Origin of the sequence: Bacillus sp. 0102A (assembly GCF_036765155.1) — a bacterium.
Taxonomy (GTDB): domain Bacteria; phylum Bacillota; class Bacilli; order Bacillales; family Bacillaceae; genus Bacillus; species Bacillus subtilis_G.
Genome location: NZ_JBAIZW010000001.1, coordinates 711392 through 730285 on the forward strand (window position 1 = coordinate 711392; position 18894 = coordinate 730285).

At 45.8% G+C, this 18894-nt stretch carries 17 protein-coding genes; 4 read left to right on the plus strand and 13 right to left on the minus strand.

From position 1 onward, the window contains the following. Nucleotides 1-16: 16 nt before the first annotated feature. The 3 genes from V6D41_RS03930 to trmB all read right to left on the minus strand — a co-directional run bounded on the left by V6D41_RS03930 (nucleotide 17) and on the right by trmB (nucleotide 3563). The gene (locus V6D41_RS03930; protein ID WP_333517339.1) at nucleotides 17-1720 is read right to left on the minus strand and encodes an NAD-dependent malic enzyme; all 1704 of its coding nucleotides are present in this window, start codon (nucleotides 1718-1720) and stop codon (nucleotides 17-19) included. Nucleotides 1721-1802: 82 nt separating this feature from the next. Continuing rightward, a complete protein-coding gene (locus V6D41_RS03935) occupies nucleotides 1803-2648 on the minus strand; it encodes a YtnP family quorum-quenching lactonase (protein WP_333517340.1) in 846 nt (281 codons plus the stop codon). Between the two features lie 273 nt (nucleotides 2649-2921). Further along, nucleotides 2922-3563 (minus strand): tRNA (guanosine(46)-N7)-methyltransferase TrmB, encoded by a 642-nt coding sequence (trmB, locus tag V6D41_RS03940; protein ID WP_087992842.1) that lies wholly within the window; start codon nucleotides 3561-3563, stop codon nucleotides 2922-2924. A 206-nt stretch (nucleotides 3564-3769) separates the two neighbouring features. Between trmB and V6D41_RS03945 the strand changes: the two genes are divergently transcribed. Then, nucleotides 3770-4048 (plus strand): YtzH-like family protein, encoded by a 279-nt coding sequence (locus tag V6D41_RS03945; RefSeq protein WP_087992843.1) that lies wholly within the window; start codon nucleotides 3770-3772, stop codon nucleotides 4046-4048. Here V6D41_RS03945 and V6D41_RS03950 read toward each other — a convergent pair whose 3' ends face one another. The 5 genes from V6D41_RS03950 to thpR form a co-directional block, all read right to left on the minus strand. Further along, nucleotides 4049-4846, minus strand: a complete 798-nt coding sequence (locus V6D41_RS03950) for a phosphotransferase family protein (RefSeq protein ID WP_003223423.1) — start codon at nucleotides 4844-4846, stop codon at nucleotides 4049-4051. A gap of 178 nt (nucleotides 4847-5024) precedes the next feature. Continuing rightward, nucleotides 5025-7181: a type I pullulanase gene (gene pulA / locus V6D41_RS03955; RefSeq protein WP_333517341.1), complete on the minus strand. Its 2157-nt coding sequence runs from the start codon at nucleotides 7179-7181 to the stop codon at nucleotides 5025-5027. Nucleotides 7182-7207: 26 nt separating this feature from the next. Beyond that, nucleotides 7208-8137: a YegS/Rv2252/BmrU family lipid kinase gene (locus V6D41_RS03960; protein WP_148962367.1), complete on the minus strand. Its 930-nt coding sequence runs from the start codon at nucleotides 8135-8137 to the stop codon at nucleotides 7208-7210. A 48-nt stretch (nucleotides 8138-8185) separates the two neighbouring features. Beyond that, nucleotides 8186-9100 carry a hypothetical protein gene (locus V6D41_RS03965; protein WP_087992845.1) on the minus strand — a complete coding sequence of 305 codons (915 nt, stop codon included), beginning with the start codon at nucleotides 9098-9100 and terminating at the stop codon, nucleotides 8186-8188. A 25-nt stretch (nucleotides 9101-9125) separates the two neighbouring features. Continuing rightward, complete coding sequence (gene thpR / locus V6D41_RS03970; RefSeq protein WP_087992846.1) at nucleotides 9126-9677, minus strand: RNA 2',3'-cyclic phosphodiesterase; 552 nt, start codon at nucleotides 9675-9677, stop codon at nucleotides 9126-9128. 148 nt (nucleotides 9678-9825) lie between these two features. On the opposite strand from thpR, the gene cysK reads away from it, so the two are divergent. Beyond that, complete coding sequence (gene cysK / locus V6D41_RS03975; protein WP_333517342.1) at nucleotides 9826-10761, plus strand: cysteine synthase A; 936 nt, start codon at nucleotides 9826-9828, stop codon at nucleotides 10759-10761. A 31-nt stretch (nucleotides 10762-10792) separates the two neighbouring features. Here the strand turns inward: cysK and pepV are convergent, their stop codons facing one another. Next, on the minus strand, nucleotides 10793-12184 hold the full coding sequence (gene pepV, locus V6D41_RS03980; RefSeq protein WP_333517343.1) for a dipeptidase PepV: 1392 nt from the start codon (nucleotides 12182-12184) through the stop codon (nucleotides 10793-10795). 96 nt (nucleotides 12185-12280) lie between these two features. On the opposite strand from pepV, the gene pbuO reads away from it, so the two are divergent. Next, a complete protein-coding gene (pbuO, locus tag V6D41_RS03985; protein ID WP_087992849.1) occupies nucleotides 12281-13579 on the plus strand; it encodes a hypoxanthine/guanine permease PbuO in 1299 nt (432 codons plus the stop codon). A gap of 38 nt (nucleotides 13580-13617) precedes the next feature. Here the strand turns inward: pbuO and V6D41_RS03990 are convergent, their stop codons facing one another. Continuing rightward, on the minus strand, nucleotides 13618-14775 hold the full coding sequence (locus tag V6D41_RS03990; protein WP_333517344.1) for an ABC transporter permease: 1158 nt from the start codon (nucleotides 14773-14775) through the stop codon (nucleotides 13618-13620). Continuing rightward, nucleotides 14772-15482 (minus strand): ABC transporter ATP-binding protein, encoded by a 711-nt coding sequence (locus V6D41_RS03995; RefSeq protein WP_333517345.1) that lies wholly within the window; start codon nucleotides 15480-15482, stop codon nucleotides 14772-14774. Before V6D41_RS03995 ends, V6D41_RS03990 begins: the two co-directional genes overlap by 4 nt. A gap of 295 nt (nucleotides 15483-15777) precedes the next feature. On the opposite strand from V6D41_RS03995, the gene V6D41_RS04000 reads away from it, so the two are divergent. Further along, nucleotides 15778-15999: a DeoR family transcriptional regulator gene (locus tag V6D41_RS04000; protein WP_003152337.1), complete on the plus strand. Its 222-nt coding sequence runs from the start codon at nucleotides 15778-15780 to the stop codon at nucleotides 15997-15999. Nucleotides 16000-16326: 327 nt separating this feature from the next. On the opposite strand, the gene V6D41_RS04005 is transcribed toward V6D41_RS04000, so the two are convergent. Together V6D41_RS04005 and murJ are read right to left on the minus strand one after the other, a co-directional pair. Next, nucleotides 16327-17046, minus strand: a complete 720-nt coding sequence (locus tag V6D41_RS04005) for a pseudouridine synthase (protein ID WP_333517346.1) — start codon at nucleotides 17044-17046, stop codon at nucleotides 16327-16329. 69 nt (nucleotides 17047-17115) lie between these two features. Further along, on the minus strand, nucleotides 17116-18750 hold the full coding sequence (murJ, locus tag V6D41_RS04010) for a lipid II flippase MurJ (RefSeq protein ID WP_333517347.1): 1635 nt from the start codon (nucleotides 18748-18750) through the stop codon (nucleotides 17116-17118). Between the last annotated feature and the right edge of the window lie 144 nt (nucleotides 18751-18894).

Consider the following 18894-nt stretch of genomic DNA (forward strand, 5'->3'; position numbering starts at 1 on the left):
CATGCAGCGGCCCTTTTTATGAAATCGCGCGTATCGGTTTGTATACCGGATACCACATGGCGTCCTGCACAGCCTGTATGATGTCTTCAGGCTCTTCCGTCGCAACGCCTTCCTTAATCGCGGTTTTAGCCACTTCCACCGCAACGGTTGCCGATACAGTCCGCAAATCCTCTATCTTCGGCAGCATCGGCGCGCCCGGCACTCCGACATTGACCATACTTGCGATCGCCCGGGCACATGCTTCAAACATGCCATCAGTCATTAATTTTGATTTGGTGACAATCGTTCCAAGCCCAAGGCCCGGGAAGACAAGCGCGTTGTTTGCCTGGCCGATATGGTACGTCACGCCGTTATATTCCACTGGCGGGAAAGGGCTTCCTGTCGTGACAAGCGCGCGGCCTTCTGTCCATTCGATCAAATCCTGAGGTTTCGCTTCAGAAAGAGTTGTCGGATTCGACATTGGCAAAATGGCCGGCCGTTTAACATGTGAAGCCATTTCTTTTACAATTTCTTCAGTAAACGCGCCTGAAACAGTTGATGTCCCGATCAGGATCGTCGGTTTCGCCTGCCGGACCACTTCAAGGAGATCAATACCTCCGCCTTCTCCCTTTCGCTGATAATCCTTGACCTCATCAGCCGAACGTGCGTATGGCTTTTGGAAATCAAAAAGCTGTTCCATATCATTTGTTAACAATCCGTTTCGGTCTATGCACCAGAAGCGTTTGAAAGATTCTTCCTCACTCAATCCTTCTCGCACCAAAGCCTCGCGCAGCTGTTCAGCAATCCCGATACCTGCCGTGCCCGCTCCGAATATGACGACTCTGTGATCTCTCAGCGGCACTTTAGACGCTTTTGCACAGGATAAAACGGCCGCCAGTGAAACAGCGCCTGTACCTTGGATATCATCATTAAACGTACAAACCTTATCTTTATACCGTTTCAAAATGCTGCGCGCGTTTTCCGCCCCGAAATCTTCCCAGTGCAGCAATGCATTCGGGAATGTTTCTCTCGCCAGCGCAACATAATCGTCAATAAATTGGTCATAGCGTTCCCCGCGCACTCTGGAATGCTGGTTGCCGACATAAAGCGGGTCGTTCAAGAGGCTCTCCTGGTTTGTCCCCGCATCTAAAACAACAGCCAGCACTCTGCTCGGATCTATGCCGGCAGCAGCCGTATAAACCGCTAGCTTGCCGATAGATATCGCAATCCCGCCGACACCCCAGTCTCCGATTCCTAAAATACCTTCCGCATCAGTTGCTACAATTAAATCGATCGTATCGCGTTGATCTTTATACTGTTTAAATGCTTCTCTCATACCGTCTGGGTCATCGATTGACAAATAAAGCCCTCTTGGCTTTCTGTATTCATGGCTGTATCTCTGGATCGCCGTTCCCACTGTCGGAGTATAGACAATGGGGAGCATTTCCCCTAAATGGTCATTTAAGAGTCGGTAAAACAGCGTTTCGTTCCGATCGTGCAGCGCCGTTAAATAGACATTTTTGCTCAAATCATCAGGCTGTACGGAATATTGTTCGTACGCTCTTTTCGCTTGATCTTCAATCGTTAATACCTTTGGCGGCAGAAAGCCTTTTAAACCTAGTTCTTTTCTTTCTTCCTCATTAAAAGCAACACCTTTGTTCAAAAAAGGAACAGAGAGTACTTCAAGGCCTCTTAACGTTGTTTGAATGTCTCCTTCGTTTGTTACTTTGAATTGTTTCACCCTGCCTCTTCCTTTCTGAGCATAATTAGTACTAGGTTTGCATTATTAGCCGGAAAACATGCAGGGCAAACATTAAAATATGCTATGGCTTCTTGCGCTTGACTGCATCTTTGATGCTTCCATCCTCATCCCATTTCAGAGCGTGATACTGGGCGTCATGGTAAAAAATAAACCAAGCGTCTTTTTCCGCCGCAAATGCCTGCCATTTCTGCTTTTGCGGTATAGAGGTCATTGGATAATCATCATAAGCCAGCACCCATAGCGGATTGCGGTGGGCGTGTGTCGGCATTAAATCTGCCATATGTACGGCGGTTTCACCCGCATCCTCGCATATTAGCACACTGTGTCCGTCACTATGGCCACCGGTATGATGCATCGTAATCCCCTCTGTGATCGTTAAGGTGTCTTCAAAGGTTTTCACTTGGCTGGCAATAGCCTCCCAGTTTTCTTTCCAATACGTATTTTTCGATCTGATATTCGGATGGCGCATTTCATTCCATTCAACAGCCGATGCATAAATCACTGCATTCGGAAAGACAGAGATGAGCTGTTCTCCTTCATATTCTGTTAAACCGCATGCGTGGTCGAAATGAAGATGTGTCATAGCGACTACGTCTATATCAGCAACAGTTAATCCAAGTGCCGTTAATGATGCTTTCACGCTCGACTCTTGTGTCACGCCATAGTTTCGTTTTTGTTTTTCAGACATCTTTCCGGACCCGATTCCTGCGTCGACGATGATATTGAGCCCGTCCTTTTGAATGAAAATAGGGTCTGTCCTTAGTTCAATCTGGTTATTTTCATTGACTGGATATTTTTTAGACCATAACGGCTTTGGAACGACGCCGAACATGGCGCCTCCGTCCATATGCGTCACGCCTCCGTCAAGCCAGGTCAACGTGATATTTCCGATTTTCATTGTTTTCATTTTCATCCCCCCTGTCATCATGGTAGCAAACGGCCCATAAAAAAAACAGACTCCTGTATCAGAGTCTGTTCATCGTGTTGGCAAACCCTTGCATTCGTTGTCAGGACTGCGCTCCGATGCTCACGAATTTCAACATTCGCTGCGCTCCGGTGCTCGTCCTTCCTAGACTTCAAGGGTTTTCAATTACGCTGAAAAGATGACAAAATCCTAAAACAATAAACTGTTTTAGGATTTTGTCAATAAATTGAACAGACTCCTGTATCAGAGTCTGTTTTACGTTCTCCATTCAACCTCAGCCCGATAGATCGGCTGGCCAAGCGCTGAAAATTTTTCTTCATATTCTGTCATAATATTGCCTTCCAGATTGCTGTTATGCAAATCGAGACTGACATATGTCAGCAGCAGGCCGTATTCAGAGAAGCTCTTCAAAGAGTACTCAAACAAGCCGCGGTTGTCCGTTTTAAAATGAATCGCTCCGCCTTTTCCCATCACTTCTTCATATTTTTTGAGGAAGTGGGAATACGTCAGACGGCGTTTTTCATGACGGTTTTTCGGCCAAGGATCAGAAAAGTTCAAGTAAACCCGATTGACTTCACCCGGCTCAAATACATCCGTCAGCGTGTCCGCATCTATATTCAGAAGCTTTACATTCGTTGCTTCGCTATCTTTTACTTTTTGGACGGCTGTCACGATGACGCTTTTAAATAACTCAATCCCAATATAATTGATGTCTGGATTTTGTTTGCCCATTCCAGAAATAAATTGCCCTTTTCCTGTCCCAACCTCGATATGAATCGGATTGTCGTTGCCAAACACTGTGTTCCATTTCCCTTTATAATCAGCAGGGTTGCTGATGGCAATATGTGCGTTTTCAGCCAAAAAGTCATCAGCCCAAGGCTTGTGGCGCATTCTCATATGATTGACACCTCTATCTATTATTTCGACTAACAACATACCATGAATTAAAAAGACCCGCAAGCTCGTTTTTTAAAGCGTGCCCGCTAAAGCTGAGTATATAAAAAAAAGAGGTTTCCGTCTGCCGGAACACTCCTTTCACATGTATAAAAACGCTCTGTTTTGAACAATTTAACCCGTATGATACTGAAGGGATGTGTACCGCTATGGGTTTACATTATGAGCATCAAGTTCATTTATTAAAGGATATATTGACTGACCATCAATTGGACTGCTGCGGAACCGTCGCAGAGTACGAACAGCTTGAGCGTGTGATTAAATCGCTGATGGCAAACACCGAGCTTGATTCAAACTTCAAAAACGTGCTGGAAGATGTTTACCGCTATAGCCAATCAGGAATATCGTCGAAATCCATCGACTCACACATACAAGAGCATCAGAACAGCCTGTCTCAATGGGTAGAGCAAATGAATTCGTATTCCTGATTATTCAACGATGCGTTTCATGAGAATATGCAGTTCTTCCATTGCATCATGAAATTCTTTGTCATTGCCTTTTGCTTTATGCCAGGCAATGAAAGTGATTGTTTCAGATAACACATACCAAGCCATTCGTAAGCGCAGGCTCTCTGTTAACTCAATGCCGTACATGCTCAGCCAGCTCTCCCAAGCTGGCTTTTCGACGTAGTGGTACAGCAAAGGTCCTAGATCCATCGCCGGATCAGCGATCATGGCGCCGTCCCAGTCAATTAAATACAGCTGGTTGTCTTCAGACAATAGCCAGTTATTATGATTGACATCACAATGGCAAACGACTTTCTCACCGAAATGCACTTCATGCAGATGTTCTTCTAAATACTTGATCCCTTCTTGAATCAGCGGTGAAGATTGCTGCACAGCAAATACAGCCTGCTTGAGCTGAGACAGAAGAGCCCCCGGGTTCAGCGGTTCTTTTCCAAGTCTCTTCAGCATGTCCAGCAAGGCTTTTGATGTGTGTATTTTACGAAGCAATTCAGCAACGGGCCGTCCGCTCATATCTTTAGGCTTCAGCTCTCTGCCGGTCATCCAGTGCTGGGCCGTAATCACGTCCCCATTTTCCATCCGTTTTGTCCAAACCAGCTTCGGAACAATGCCTTCGGCGGATAAAACAGCTAAAAAAGGTGAGCTATTACGTTTTAAAAAAAGCTGCTGCCCGTTATGTTTCGCATAATATGCATCTCCTGTAGCTCCTCCGGCGGGGAAGATCTCCCAATCGCTACCTAGTAATTGTCCCAACCAGTTCATATCAATGTTCAACCCATCATTTCTTAAAATATTTTAGAATAAAGGCTAATCGTCTAGTCTATCCCAGCGAGTGCCTTTTTCGTACGAATCGTATGAAAATAAAAAAGACAGCTATTGAGAGTCTCATATGCTAATCAATAGCCGTCCTTTAAATTTTAGCGCTATAGCACAAACTTCGTCAAGCAAAACTCTTAAGATCTGATGCTAAATATAAGATAACCGTTCCGATGCCGTTTACCGCAACCGCTTTCTTGATTTCTTTCGGATCATGCCGAAAACCTGATGTATCACTTAAAAGCAGGTACGTTTTGTCGTTTGGCAGCTTCCATTCAACAGTTTCCGGACTCGCGTGGTGGATAACGATGATGTCTTCCCATTCATCAACCTCGCCGAGATCAGAAAGCCTGAATGCAATGAGGTGTTCTTTTAGCGTCAAACATTCAAGATGGCGCTGGATATCTGCAGCCGACCTGAGACGGAACGCCGGATGCGTTTTTCTCAGCGATATCAGCCTGCTGATATAGTCAACATCTTTTTTGAATGTATCACGGCGATCCCAATCCAGCTGGTTAATGCTGTCACTGGATTGATAACTGTTTTCCACTCCCTGCTTCGTTCGAAAAAATTCCTGCCCGCTGTGGATGAACGGCACTCCTTGGGCAAGCAAGATAACCCCGGCTGCCAGCCTTTGCCTGCTTCTCTTTCGGCTGTCAGTTTCCTGAGGATGCGCAAGGGCCATTTTATCCCAAAAAGTGTGATTGTCGTGTGACTCAACATAATTGATGGACTGGCTGGGTTCAGGAACAATTGGTGCAAATGCCTTCCATCCCGAAGACCCGGCAATTCCGTGCATAACGGTTTCCGCTGCTTCACCGCCGCCGAGCGCAAAGCCCGCTGCCGTAAGGTGAAAGGTGTTCCCTTTCACAGCATCACGAAACGTATCATTGAAAAAGCCGATGCCCGGCATTTTTGAAGCGTTCGCCAAGGTCGCTTTCTGTTCATGCGGCAGCGGTGTCGCCAAATCCCATCCTTCCCCAAAAAGCAGGATTCCGGGCTTTACCGCAGTTGCTTGTTCTTTGATGTAAAGCACGGTGTCAATATCTAAAATACCGAGCAGATCAAAGCGGAAGCCGTCGGCATCGTATTCCTCAATCCAGTAGATGACGCAATCCGCGATGAATTTTCTAGCCATCTGCCTTTCTGAGGCGATGTCATTTCCAACACCGGTGCCGTTTGACGGCATCCCAAATTCGTCATGCCGAAAAAAATAACCGGGCACTGTCTTTTCAAACGATGACTTCTCCCGTTCATACACGTGGTTAAAGACGACATCCAGAATGACTCGCAGGCCGTGCTGGTGAAGGGTGTTGACCATATGTTTTAGTTCTGTTTTTCTTGTTTGAGGATCATGAGGGTTTGAGGCATAGCTTCCCTCCGGGGCAAAGAAATGGAGCGGGTTATACCCCCAATTGTAAGCATCAAGCGGCTTCTCTTCATCAACTCCGGCAAAATCATTCACCGGCAGAAGCTCTACATGTGTAACGCCGAGCTCTTTTACATACGCCAGTCCGGAAGAACAGCCATTTGCGGTTTGCGTATCTGTTTCTGTCAGCGCTAAGTATCTCCCTTTGTTTTTCATGCCGCTGTTTACATGGATGGAAAAGTCGCGGATGTGCATCTCATAGATCACGGCATCCACAGGGTTTGAGAATGGTGCGGCCGAATCAACCCATTTTATCTCATCCGGGCGCAGGACGACGCCCTTCTCTCCATTTACCGTCACGGCCTTTGCATACGGGTCAACGGTTTCCGTCCATTCTGAATTGTTGCAGATGCAGAACACATACTCATATCCGTGGAGATCGCCGGTGACCGTAACGGTATAAACGCCTTTTTCCATCCGAATCATTTGAAAGGTGCGCCCGTTTTTTTCAGGATGAGAAAGCTTGACAGCAGCTGAGGCTGCGGCAGGCGCCCATACTTTAAATTCAGTATAATCCGCAGTATAAACAGCCCCCAGCTCTCCGTCATAATAAAATGCATCATCAAACGCGTCCGTCCGGATGACCGCGCCTATTTGGAGATCCGTTTTGTCGCCGCTGGACGCTCTCACAGCATGTGTTGTTCCGAGAGTCACTGGACGGTCGGATACGCAGACGTACTTGTATTTTCCTTCAAGCGGATATTCCTCTCTGACAGCCAGAGGAATATCTGTTGTTTCTGTCTCAAGCCGAAAAGGCGGTTTCATGATGCCTTTTTGTTCAGCAGGAATTAGAACGGTAATGATATTCATGTCATCGACATACGCTTCGAAGCTGCGGCGGATGCTGACCATCGGAAGCTCTCTCCTCCAAACACGTTTTAAGTTTTAATCCTTAGCGGTGAAGGACTCGATGCCAAACGAAACGGGGTGGTGCCCATGATTTCTCCGTCAGCATGAAACGGAATTTTGTCCTTCGTGTAAAACGTAATGTCCTTTGCTTTAAACATCGTAACGCCGTCCATTTTGATATGCTTACCAAATGCCATCAGACATAATAGCCAATATTTTTTCAAAAACGGCTGATTTTCAACGATCACGATATCAAACGCCTTTTCGCGCGGATTTGCAAGAGGTGCCGCCTTCATGCCGCCCCTGTAGAATGGGTGGTTGGATACGACCGCAAACCAGACATCATGAAATTCTTGTGTTTCTCCTTCAACTGTACAGGCTAACGAAAACGGCTTAAAGGTGGCGGAGGCGCGCAAATGAGAAAGCGGATAAACAAGAAATCGAAGGCGCAAAAAAAGAAAAACCCGTCTTAACGGAAATTCCAGCGCCTTTTTATTGACATATGCGTCAAACCCGATCCCGATATGATTCATAAAATAAAGAACCTGCGATTTATCCTGAAAGAAATTGACGCTCCCTAAATGAAAGGATCGGGTTAACGGACGCTTCTGCTTCCTGATTTCGTGCATCAGATCCATTTTTTTGATAGAGAATCCCCGCGAAAAATCATTATACGCGCCCGCCGGCACAAAGCTCAGTTCAATATCGTCAACATCTTTCAGCCCGTTGACAACTTCATGCATAGTTCCGTCTCCGCCAATGACAATCAGCCGCTTCAGTTTATATTCCTGTATCGTTGAAATCTGCCTGGCGAGCACCTCGGCGTGCCCCGGATGTTCAGTTAAAAATGAACGATGCTCAACCTTGCGTTTGATCAGTTCCTTTTGAATGGACTTCCAAACACGCAGGCCGTTTCGGCGGCCTGCTGTCGGATTAATAATAAAAAACCAATGGCTCATCTTTCTCACCTGCTTATGTTATGAGAAAACCGCTCATATCGTTCTCTTTCACTCCAGCCACTCTTGTCTGCGATAGGAGTCAGACATGCAGTAAGACAGCAGAGCCTTTGCAGCCTTTACCTGATGATGTTTAATCGGGGCAGTGTTTTTCTTCTGCCGCTCAATCCATTCTTCCGCTCCCCGCTTATCCGCTATTTCTAAGCCGTATGGCGGCTCCGGATAATCGATGTACGACGTTCTGCTCAGAAGCAATTTTCGAACCGGAATATCAGCCTGTTTTTCCTTTATGATCTTTGAGACAACGGATTCCGTACGAAACAGGCTCAGCCCCGGATTTAACACTGATGCAGTCTGAGAAGCTGTTTTCTTCTCCCAAAAACGATTTTTAGACCCTATGTACACACTGTCTTCCTCCGCCTCTAAGAAAGAAACGCAATAAATCTCAAGGGGAGAAATAATCACAATGCTTAATTCAACCGCCGCCTGCTGAATTTTCAGCACAGGCTTATACATAACGAAATAAGAATCAGGCAGCTGCTGGGTCAGATAACGCAAAATGCGGTCCTGCTTCACCTGGTTTGAGAGATGGGATATTTCTGCAAGAGTAGAGCTAGCCCATTTGAGCTGAAATTCATATAAATGTCTTTTATAAAAGGAAGCAAGCGCCATCCTGCTCTTCGGCAGCCTTACATGTAAATTGTCTTCTTCCTCAAACCATTGGTGTCTCTCTTCTTGTATATCGGCTTTTATCTCTTCTTTTCTTCTTTTCAAAGAAAATTTTTTTCGTTTCTGCACCGGTTCCGGCTCTTCGGCACTGGCTTGTTTTTCTTCATGCTGGCGCTCCGCTGCCTCTAATAGTGAAAGCCAGCGCTCTTTTTTCAGCCGTACAAACTGGTTTATATAATGGTACGGATCAAGCTCATATCTTGATATATAATCATGAATTTTGATGATTTGTGCCATGTTTGTTTCTCCACTCCGCAATGAATTAAGTTAAATGAAATTTGAATAGTTCCTCATACTTTGGTGATTGATTCAAATGTATTTGAAAGAGCGAGAATCGTTCAGCCATCATCGAAACCTCGCCGCTTTCAAACGGGACATGTGCCGGAAATCCTTCTTCGCCTGTCCATTTTCTGGCCAGCGTCATATGAGGGTGGTACGGTCTCTTTTCCACTTGAAAGCCGGCTTGAAGAACAGCCTGTTTTGTATGTTCCCGCAGCATTTCAAGTGTTTTGTTTTTCTTTGGCTCGAGGTGTAAAACACGCGGCCTTCTGCGGTCGCCGAATACATCAATTTTGCCAAACTCAATCGGAAACGGATCGGTTTCTGAAGCAATCGCAGCTAGCGAGCCTTCAAGCTGCTGGATTTGTGTCTCATCCGCCGCTCCGAGAAAAATCAACGTGATATGATAGTCAAGCGGGTGCACCCATTTTTGAAACGTTAAAACCGGCTCGTTTTTCGCAGCCTGGTCAATCGGATTCGCAATTCCTTCAGGAATGGGAACGCCGATGAAATAATGAGGCCTTATATCTGGCATCCGTCTGACACTCCCTTCTGTAACAGCTATTATTTTATCAATAAAGAGGCTGTGCGGATAGAGGAACAGTGTATGAAAACACTCTCGCACAAACGTTTATTATGTTAGGATATTATACGACACTTGTTTTATTCAGAAAGGAATGACAATGTTGAAAATCGTTGAAAATACAGCTGATCTGATTGGAAATACACCGCTTGTGAGATTGAATCGGCTTCAGCCGGAAAACGCGGCACAAGTCTATTTAAAGCTTGAATTTTTCAATCCGAGCGGCAGTGTGAAAGACAGAGCTGCTTATCATATGATTATAGAAGCAGAACAAAACGGTTTGCTCAAACCGGGATCAGTGATTATCGAGCCGACAAGCGGAAATACCGGAATCGGACTCGCCATGAATGCGGCCGCGCGCGGCTATAAAGCGATCTTAGTTATGCCTGATACGATGACGAAGGAACGGATCAACCTTCTTAAAGCTTACGGTGCAGAGGTTGTATTAACACCCGGAGCGGAAAGAATGCCGGGCAGCATCAAAAAAGCGAAGGAGCTTGCTGAACAAATTCCGAACAGCTATATCCCAATGCAGTTCGATAACACCGCAAATCCTGACGCGCACCGAAAAACGACGGCGCCTGAAATTGCCCGGGCAATAGAGGAAATCGGAAAGCCGCTCGGCGCTTTTGTCGCCTCTTCCGGAACGGGCGGAACCATTACCGGAACAGGTGAAGCGCTCAAAGAGCTTTTCCCGGATATCACAGTTCATGTTGTCGAGCCCGCGGGTTCGCCTGTATTATCCGGAGGAAAACCCGGCGCACATAAGCTTGTAGGGACGAGCCCAGGCTTTATTCCTCCGATTTTAAATCAAGACGTCTATGACGAAATTATTAAAATCTCTGATGAAGACGCCTATACGACGACAAGACGCCTTGCTGCAGAAGAAGGAATTCTTGTCGGGCCCTCATCAGGTGCTGCCTGTTTCGCGGCAATTGAAACAGCGAAACACCTCTCTCCTGCCCAAGTCGTGGTTTGTATGACAGCCGATACGGGAGAACGGTATTTATCAACTGATTTATGGTCATTTGTTTAAAAAAGACGGGCTTCAGAAGAAGCCTGTCCTTTTATTTTGCAAGCTCGTAGATTGCCTGCGCATATAAAGCTGTCGATCTCAGCAAATCATCAATTTCGATATATTCATCCTTTTGGTGTGCGCTGTCAGGACGTCCGGGGAAGAGCGGGCCGAACGCGACACCTGCTTTTAAAGATCTGGCATAAGTCCCCCCGCCGATTGAGATTAAATCAGCTTTTTTGCCCAGCTGGCCTTCATAAACCTTTTGCAGGGTTTTGACTAACGGATGGTCTGCTGACACATGATGCGGCTTGCTGTCTTTGAATTCTCCCAGCTTAAATTCAGATGCGCTTTCGAATGCATCACGGATCACTTTGCTTTCCGCGGTCACAGGATAGCGGATATTGATCCCGAGCTCGCCTCCTTGCCCTTCCGTATAGCGAAGTGTTCCGACATTTAATGTCAGCTCGCCGCTAATGTCATCTTCACAATCAATATTCAGTTTCTTTCCTCTCGTATCGCCTGAAAACTTGTCTGTGACGACTTGCACAAATCGCTGTCCTGCTTCGTCAAGCTCAGCCTGCTGCAGAAATTCACACAACAAAATGCCGGCATTGATTCCATTGTTCGGTTCCATCGCATGGCAGGAAAGCCCGTACATACGCAAAATGAGCTGACCGTTCTCTATGCCAGCTTCTCCTTTTTGATCCGTCGTGCGAAGCATATCTTTAAATGAAGCAAGAATCTCTTCTTTTTTCAGCCCTTCAATGACAGCTTCAGCGGCATCAGGCACCATGTTCAAGCGAAGACCCGACTGAAATGAGACAAGCATTGCCTCAGAATCGGCTAGGTTTGAGCGGGGCGGGATAAGTAAAGACGCATCAATGATCCCTTTTTCCGCGTTAATAATCGGAAAATCGGCGTCAGGCGCAAATCCCAGTGTCGGCATTTCTTCATGCTTGAAATAATGCTCTACACATCTCCAATCGCTTTCTTCATCTGTTCCGATAATGATTCTGACGCGCTTGGACAGCGGCAAATTCATGTCTTTCACGATTTTCAGCGCGTAGAATGCGGCCATTGTCGGACCTTTGTCATCAATGGCCCCCCTTGCATAAATCCGTCCGTTACGGATATCAGCTGAAAACGGATCACTCGTCCATCCGTCTCCGGGCGGCACGACGTCAACATGGCATAGTACGCCGACAATGTCATCGCCCTCGCCCCATTCAATATGACCTGCGAAGCCGTCAAGATTTTTTGTTGTAAAGCCTTCTTTTTCTCCAAGCTCCAGCAAGGAAGTCAGGCTGGCGTTTACTCCTTCTCCAAACGGTTTGCCGATCCCTGCGGTTGTTTCATCCATTACACTGTTGATTCTCAAAAATTCCTGTGTATCACGAATTAAATCCTCTTTTCTTCTGATCACTTCAACTTCCCAGTTCATAACGTTCCCCTTTCCGCAAGAAATCACTTGCAAAAACCAAATAAAACGAATAATATTAATGGTGTTTTGTTAAAACGTTCGTAATTGGAGGATACTATGTTTCATCTAAAAGAGCAGAAAACATCCATAAAGCAAGAAATCATAGCAGGGCTGACGACCTTTTTCACAATGGTCTATATCGTCGTGGTCAATCCGGTCATTCTGGCTAACGCAGGGGTTCCTTTCGACCAGGTTTTCACCGCAACGATTATTGCCTCCATTGTCGGAACGCTGTGGATGGCCCTGGCAGCAAATTATCCGATTGCTATTGCGCCCGGCATGGGCTTGAACGCTTATTTAGCCTTTCATGTCGTAAGCGCCAGCGATGGCGGCATCACATACGCAACAGCTTTCAGCGCCGTATTTACAGCAGGGGTTCTCTTCATTATTCTATCGTTAACGCCTTTAAGAAAACAACTTATTGAGGCGATTCCAAACAATTTAAAATACGGAATCACAACAGGCATCGGGCTGTTTATCGCTTTTATCGGTTTGCGGCAGGCGGGAATTGTGGCAGCTGATGAGTCAAACTTGGTTACTCTCGGCGATTTGCATTCACCTGGTGTTATTTTAACACTGATCGGGCTTTTGATCAGTGTGGTCTTGATGGTCCTGAACGTAAGCGGTGCCTTATTTATCGGAATGGCAGCGACCGCTTTGATCGCCTTTTTTACCGGCCAGCTGCATTTACCGAAGGGGTTAATGTCGCTTCCTCATTTGCCAGATGGCCTGATCATTTCAAATCCGTTTTCCGCTTTTGGCGATGTTGTACATCACGGCCTGTACGCTGTTGTCTTTTCTTTTCTTCTGGTCACGATATTTGATACAACAGGCACGATGATCGGTGTTGCTGAGCAAGCCGGGCTGATGAAAAATAACAAGCTGCCGAACGTGCGAAAAGCGCTGCTGGCTGATTCAACGGCGACAACAGTAGGAGCGGTTTTCGGCACAAGTCCAACGACGGCATTTATCGAGTCATCCGCTGGTGTCGCAGCCGGGGGAAGAACGGGGCTTACAGCTTTGACTGTTGCGGTGCTGTTTGCGGTTTCAATGTTTTTCAGTCCGCTTGTCAGTGCCTTATCCGGCATAGCCGCCATCACCTCTCCTGCTTTAATTATCGTCGGCAGCCTGATGATGCGCTCGGTATCCAATATGAACTGGAAAGAGATGGACGAGGCATTCCCTGCGTTTCTCGTCATTCTGTCGATGCCTTTGACATCCAGCATTTCTACAGGAATCGCGCTTGGCTTTATTTCGTATCCGATTGTAAAAGCAGCGCGGGGAAAATGGAGAGAGATTCATCCGCTCGTGATCGTTTTCGCTATTCTATTTTTCATCCAGCTGTTTATTTTATAGCACATACAGAAAACCCAAACGTCAGCCGTTTGGGTTTTTTATGTAAACAATAAAGAGACAGCAGCCGCTAAAAAACAGCATACGGCAAATGCATAGTGCAGGGTGTTGATACAGCTTTTTCTGGCCCGGTAATAATCATCACTTTCCTTATCGGCGCCAATTAAAATAGGCGCATCCATCACTTTGTCAAAGATAAGCGTAAGGATATAACGGCAAACACCTATATATACCAAGAGCGCAATCAGCTTCAGCCAGATCGGGGAGACAAAGATTAGAACAGCGAAAGCTGACAACAGCATACACATCCGTCTTATATACTCGCCATTCCTCAGCAAAACTTTGAAAAACAATTCCTTATAGCCTGTGTATATTGTTCTTTTTTTAAATATCCTTCTTGAATTTCGGAATAATAATGGTTTTCTTCTCATCCTGTCTTTCACTTTCGGCATTCCCGCCTCCTGGCTCATCATCATCACAAGCCCGGCAAGCGCCAGCCTTCTTTTTTTCTCTTCAGTCACCTCTGCTCCAAAAGCCGAGAACGAAGCTGTCTTTTTCAAACTGTGGACGAATGCGAAAATGAAAAACAAAATGCCAATGAGCGCAAGCAACCCCCACTCAGTGAAAATGATTAGGCCAGCAGAACCAGCAAAAAAAACAGCTCTGACAAGAATTTCGGCAATCCGACTCGACATGGAGCGCGGCTTTCTGATCCTGTCTTGCTTTAAGGATAAGAAGAACATATGAAGGCCAAACAGGTAACATAATAAAGCCGCGCTTTCTGCCAATGTGATGTGAACAGAATGACTGATAAAGGGAAGAACAATAAAAAAGAGAAGCAGCCATTTGCCGAGCGTGACCAAAAAAGAATACACCAGCGCGTACCGTTTTAGCTGGTAGATCAGCTCTTTCTTTTGCAGCAAAAACACGTTGTCCGCTTCCATTAAAAACGTATGGATCGAGCCTGTGCACACGATCAGCACACACACAGCGTACAGCCATCTCCATCCCATCACCTCAGACCACTCATAAAAAAGGCCTCTTCCGTTCATCAAATCGATATACTGATAGATGACAAAGGCAAGCGCCGGCAACACAATGTATAGAGCGACTGTCCAGTCAATGACCGCATGGAATACTTTAAACTGATACCTGTAATAGTCGAACAACCTTCGAAAAAAGAGCGATCGCCCGTTCATGGCCGGTCACCTTGGACCGCCTTATAAAAACAGTCAAGCAATGACTGCCCCTCTAATCCGGTCTGGTCCTGAATATCTTTTAACGTGCCCTGGAGAAACAAAGAACCTTTCTCAATCATGTAAAACCGGTCGCAGATTTTTTCTGCGGTATCGAGTACATGTGTGCACATGAGAATGCCGGCTTCCCTTTGTTTTTCATCCTTAAGCATGTCCACAAAACGTTTCGTTGATATCGGATCAAGGCCGATAAATGGTTCATCAATTACATACATATCCGGCTTAGAGAGAAAAGCTTGAATAAGCATCAGTTTTTGCTGCATGCCTTTCGAAAAGGTGATTGGCAGCTCATGCATAACATGATCAAGTGAAAATGTCTGCAGCAGGCTTTCTGCCCGAGGCGCAAATTCACGCTCATCAATACCGTGCAGCGTGCTGACCAGATCCAAATGCTCCCACAGCGTCAGTTCTTCGTAAAAGGACGGGTGCTCCGGAATGTAGGCAAATGAAGAGTCATTCCAAGCAATATGGCCTTTAAAGTCTTCTGAGAGGCCGAGTATCGTCTTGATTGCGGTGCTTTTCCCGGCACCGTTTGCTCCGATCAGCCCGACTATCTCCCCTTTTCCGACTTCCAGAAAAACATCGGTGAGCACTTTTTTTCGGCTCGTATACCCCGCCTGTTCTATTGAAGCCTCAAGCATTTTTGCCAAATCTCACTCCTCCTCCAAAATTTACTACGAAACAGAATAAAAAAAGTTTCTTTAACCATAATAATATTGTGCCGAAATACATAGTAATCCAACAAGGATGGCTGCACAGCTTAAATTGGAAAAAATTAATAGGAGTTATCCCTAGATTCATCACTGCGATATCGTGTATAATGAGGGCGAATTATCTAAGAACTATAATATAAAATGTCTGCCTTTGTTGCTATTTCGTACGCAGTTGATAGTCGTGAGTTGTGGTTAGTCAAGTCCATCCGATCTTATGATAGGGAGTGGTTTTTTGAAACCTTCAACAAACCGTATGCTAACTCGAATTAAATCAGTTTACATGTTTATCCAAGAAAAAGGCCTTGTGACAACACAGGAACTGGTTGACGAATTCGGCATTACACCTAGAACAATTCAAAGAGACTTAAATGTGTTGGCATATAATGATCTTGTTCATAGTCCAAGCCGTGGCAAGTGGGAGACAACGAGAAAGAAAGTAAAGATTACATCATAAACATTGAAAATTACATAGGGCCGCCTGAGAGCGGCCTGATAGATACAGGGCGAAGAACCTTCTGAGCCTTGTTTTTGTGTGCTTACTTATATATAAAAATCCCGCATTAAAATGCGGGATTTCAGATTGTTGACAAAATGCTAAAACGGTTTGTAGTTTTAGCATTTTGTCATCTTTTCAGCGTGATTGAAAACCCTTGAAGTCTAGGAAAGGCGAGCATTGGAGCAGAGCGAATGTTTTAATTCGTGAGCACCAACGCGCAGACTTGACAACGAATGCGAGGGTTTGTCGACACGCTGAAATCCCGCATTAAAATGCGGGATTTCTTCATGCCTGCGGTTCATTCAGCCAATGAAGTTCTTCTGCTGTAAGCTCACGGTATTCTCCCGGTGACAAGGCCGGATCCAAGGAAACACGCCCCATTGATAACCGCTTCAGATAAATCACTTCATTGCCGACCGCCTTTGCCATCTGCTTGACCTGATGGTATTTTCCTTCCGTAATCGTCAGGTATATCACGGTATTGCCGTTGTCGTTTGTCTTGATTTCCGCTTTTGCCGGCTTTGTTTGATAGCCGCCTTCTATGTAGACACCCGCTTCTAAATCCGAGATGTCTTCCGGTGAAATCTGTGATTGTAAATGGACTTCATACGTTTTTGGAACATGCTTTTTAGGCGATAGGAGCCGATGTGCCAGCTGGCCGTCATTGGTGAGCAGTAAAAAGCCTTCTGTATCCTTATCAAGCCTGCCGGCGGGAAAGGGTTCAAATCTCATCTCTTCCGGCGTCAGCAGATCGACCACTGTTTGCTGACGGCTGTCCTCAGTCGCCGACAGCACTCCCTGCGGCTTATTCATCATGAGATAAATGAACTCGCGGTAATCAACCGGCTCTCCGTATACGGTAACCTCTTGCGTATCAGGATCAACGTGCGCCTTTACATCTTTTGCCGGTTTGCCGTCGACCATGACGGCCCCCGCCTTCACAACGGCTTTGACTTCTTTTCTGGAACCATATCCGCTGTTGGCAAGCAGCTTATCAAGTCTCATTCCCGATCTCTCCTTTATAAAAGAAAGCCCGCAGCATGCGAGCCCTCTGTTTTTTGATTATCTAGTCCATCAGCCGGCATGTCTGCCTTTCTTTAAGAACCCGGGCAAACGGCGGCCTAATATTTTCTGCAAAAATCCTATTCGGTAACCGCAATACAGGTAGACAGCTCCGCCAACAGCGGCCGCAATGACTACAACGATCGCAGCTTGCACTTGACCATCCTGGTAGGAAATAAAGAAGCTTAATAGCCACTGTACGATTTTCACGGCTATCCCCATAATGGCTGACAAGACCAGCATCAAAACAGTCCGTTTGACTAATATCTTATACGAATAGCCCGCGTGGCGTTTGATCATGATAAATCCGTATAAAAGCGACGCGCTATATCCAAGCGCCGTCGCTAAAATCGCACCGTCAGCCTGCATCAGCTTGATCAGCGGAACATTCAGCACAAGTTTGATCACGACGCCGATCACAAGGCTGACAACCGCAAATTTTTGTTTATTGATGCCCTGCAGAATCGCTGCGTTGACCGTAAATAAAGAGAACAAAATCGCGACTGGCGAATACCAAAACAGAATGTTTGCCCCCAGTTCAGGAAGAAGGCTCTCTGATCCGTAAAAGAACGTATACGTCGGTCCTGCTAATACTGAAATCCCAACAACTGCCGGAATAATTAAAAACAGGATCGTCTGCATCGTTTGATTAATCTGCTGATTCAACAGCTTATAGTTTCCGCTAGTAAACGATTCAGTAATCGTTGGAATTAATGTCAATCCAAAAGCTGTTGCAAGGGAGACCGGAATCATTACGAGCTTCTGCACATACAAGGTAAGAATCGCCATCATGTCCTGGCTGATGGCTTGATGGCCGGCTTCGATCATCGCTTTGTTAAACGTATTTGTATCAATATAGTTATACAAAGGGATGGCTAGTCCGACAAAAACGTACGGAGCGGCATAGCTGAACAGCTCGAGAAACATTTTCTTGTAGCTTAAGTTTGCTGTCGGCCCCGTATTCGGCATCATCGCCAGCAGGCTGCCCTTCCGTTTATTCCAATAAATATACAGTACGATCAGTCCTCCGAAGGCGCCGATCAGCGCTGCGAAGGTCGCATAACCTACAGCGATCACAAGGCCGCCGTTCAAAACCTTCAAGATCAAGAATGTCGCACTCAATAAAAAGATGATGCGGACAATCTGTTCAACAACTTGGGAAACAGCCGTCGGCCCCATCATTTGGTGCCCTTGAAAGAATCCGCGGACAAGGCTCATAATCGGCACGACCAAAAGCGCTAAGCTGACCATGCGGATGACATAAACGACATGATCAATTGTCAGGCCGTTATTATCCTTGCCTCCCAGCGATATTTCCGCAAAAAACGGAGCTGATAAATACAGAATGAAAAAGGCAATCATACCGGTGACAAGCATAATCGACATACCCGCCTTAAGCATTTTTCTGCTTGTTTCATAGTCACCTTTGGAATTATATTTGGAAACAAATTTAGAAACGGCGGCCGGAAAGCCCATCGTGGCAATATTCAAAAATAATGTGTATTGGTTGTATCCATATTGAAATAATGCACCGCCTGTCGCCCCGACCATAATGCTAAAAGGAATTAAATAGACCATTCCGAGAATCCGCGATATATATGTACCGAGCGTTAACACAAACGTGCCTCTTAACAGTTTGCTTGACATGTTTCTTCATCACCATTTTCTACGAAGATTCAACTTTTCTATTTTACCACAACTGGGCATTTAGACGGTAATAAATACAAAAGCAATCTTGTGAACGATTCAGGTTCGCAGCAAAAGACGTTTAAGGAGAGGCTTTCTTTCGCT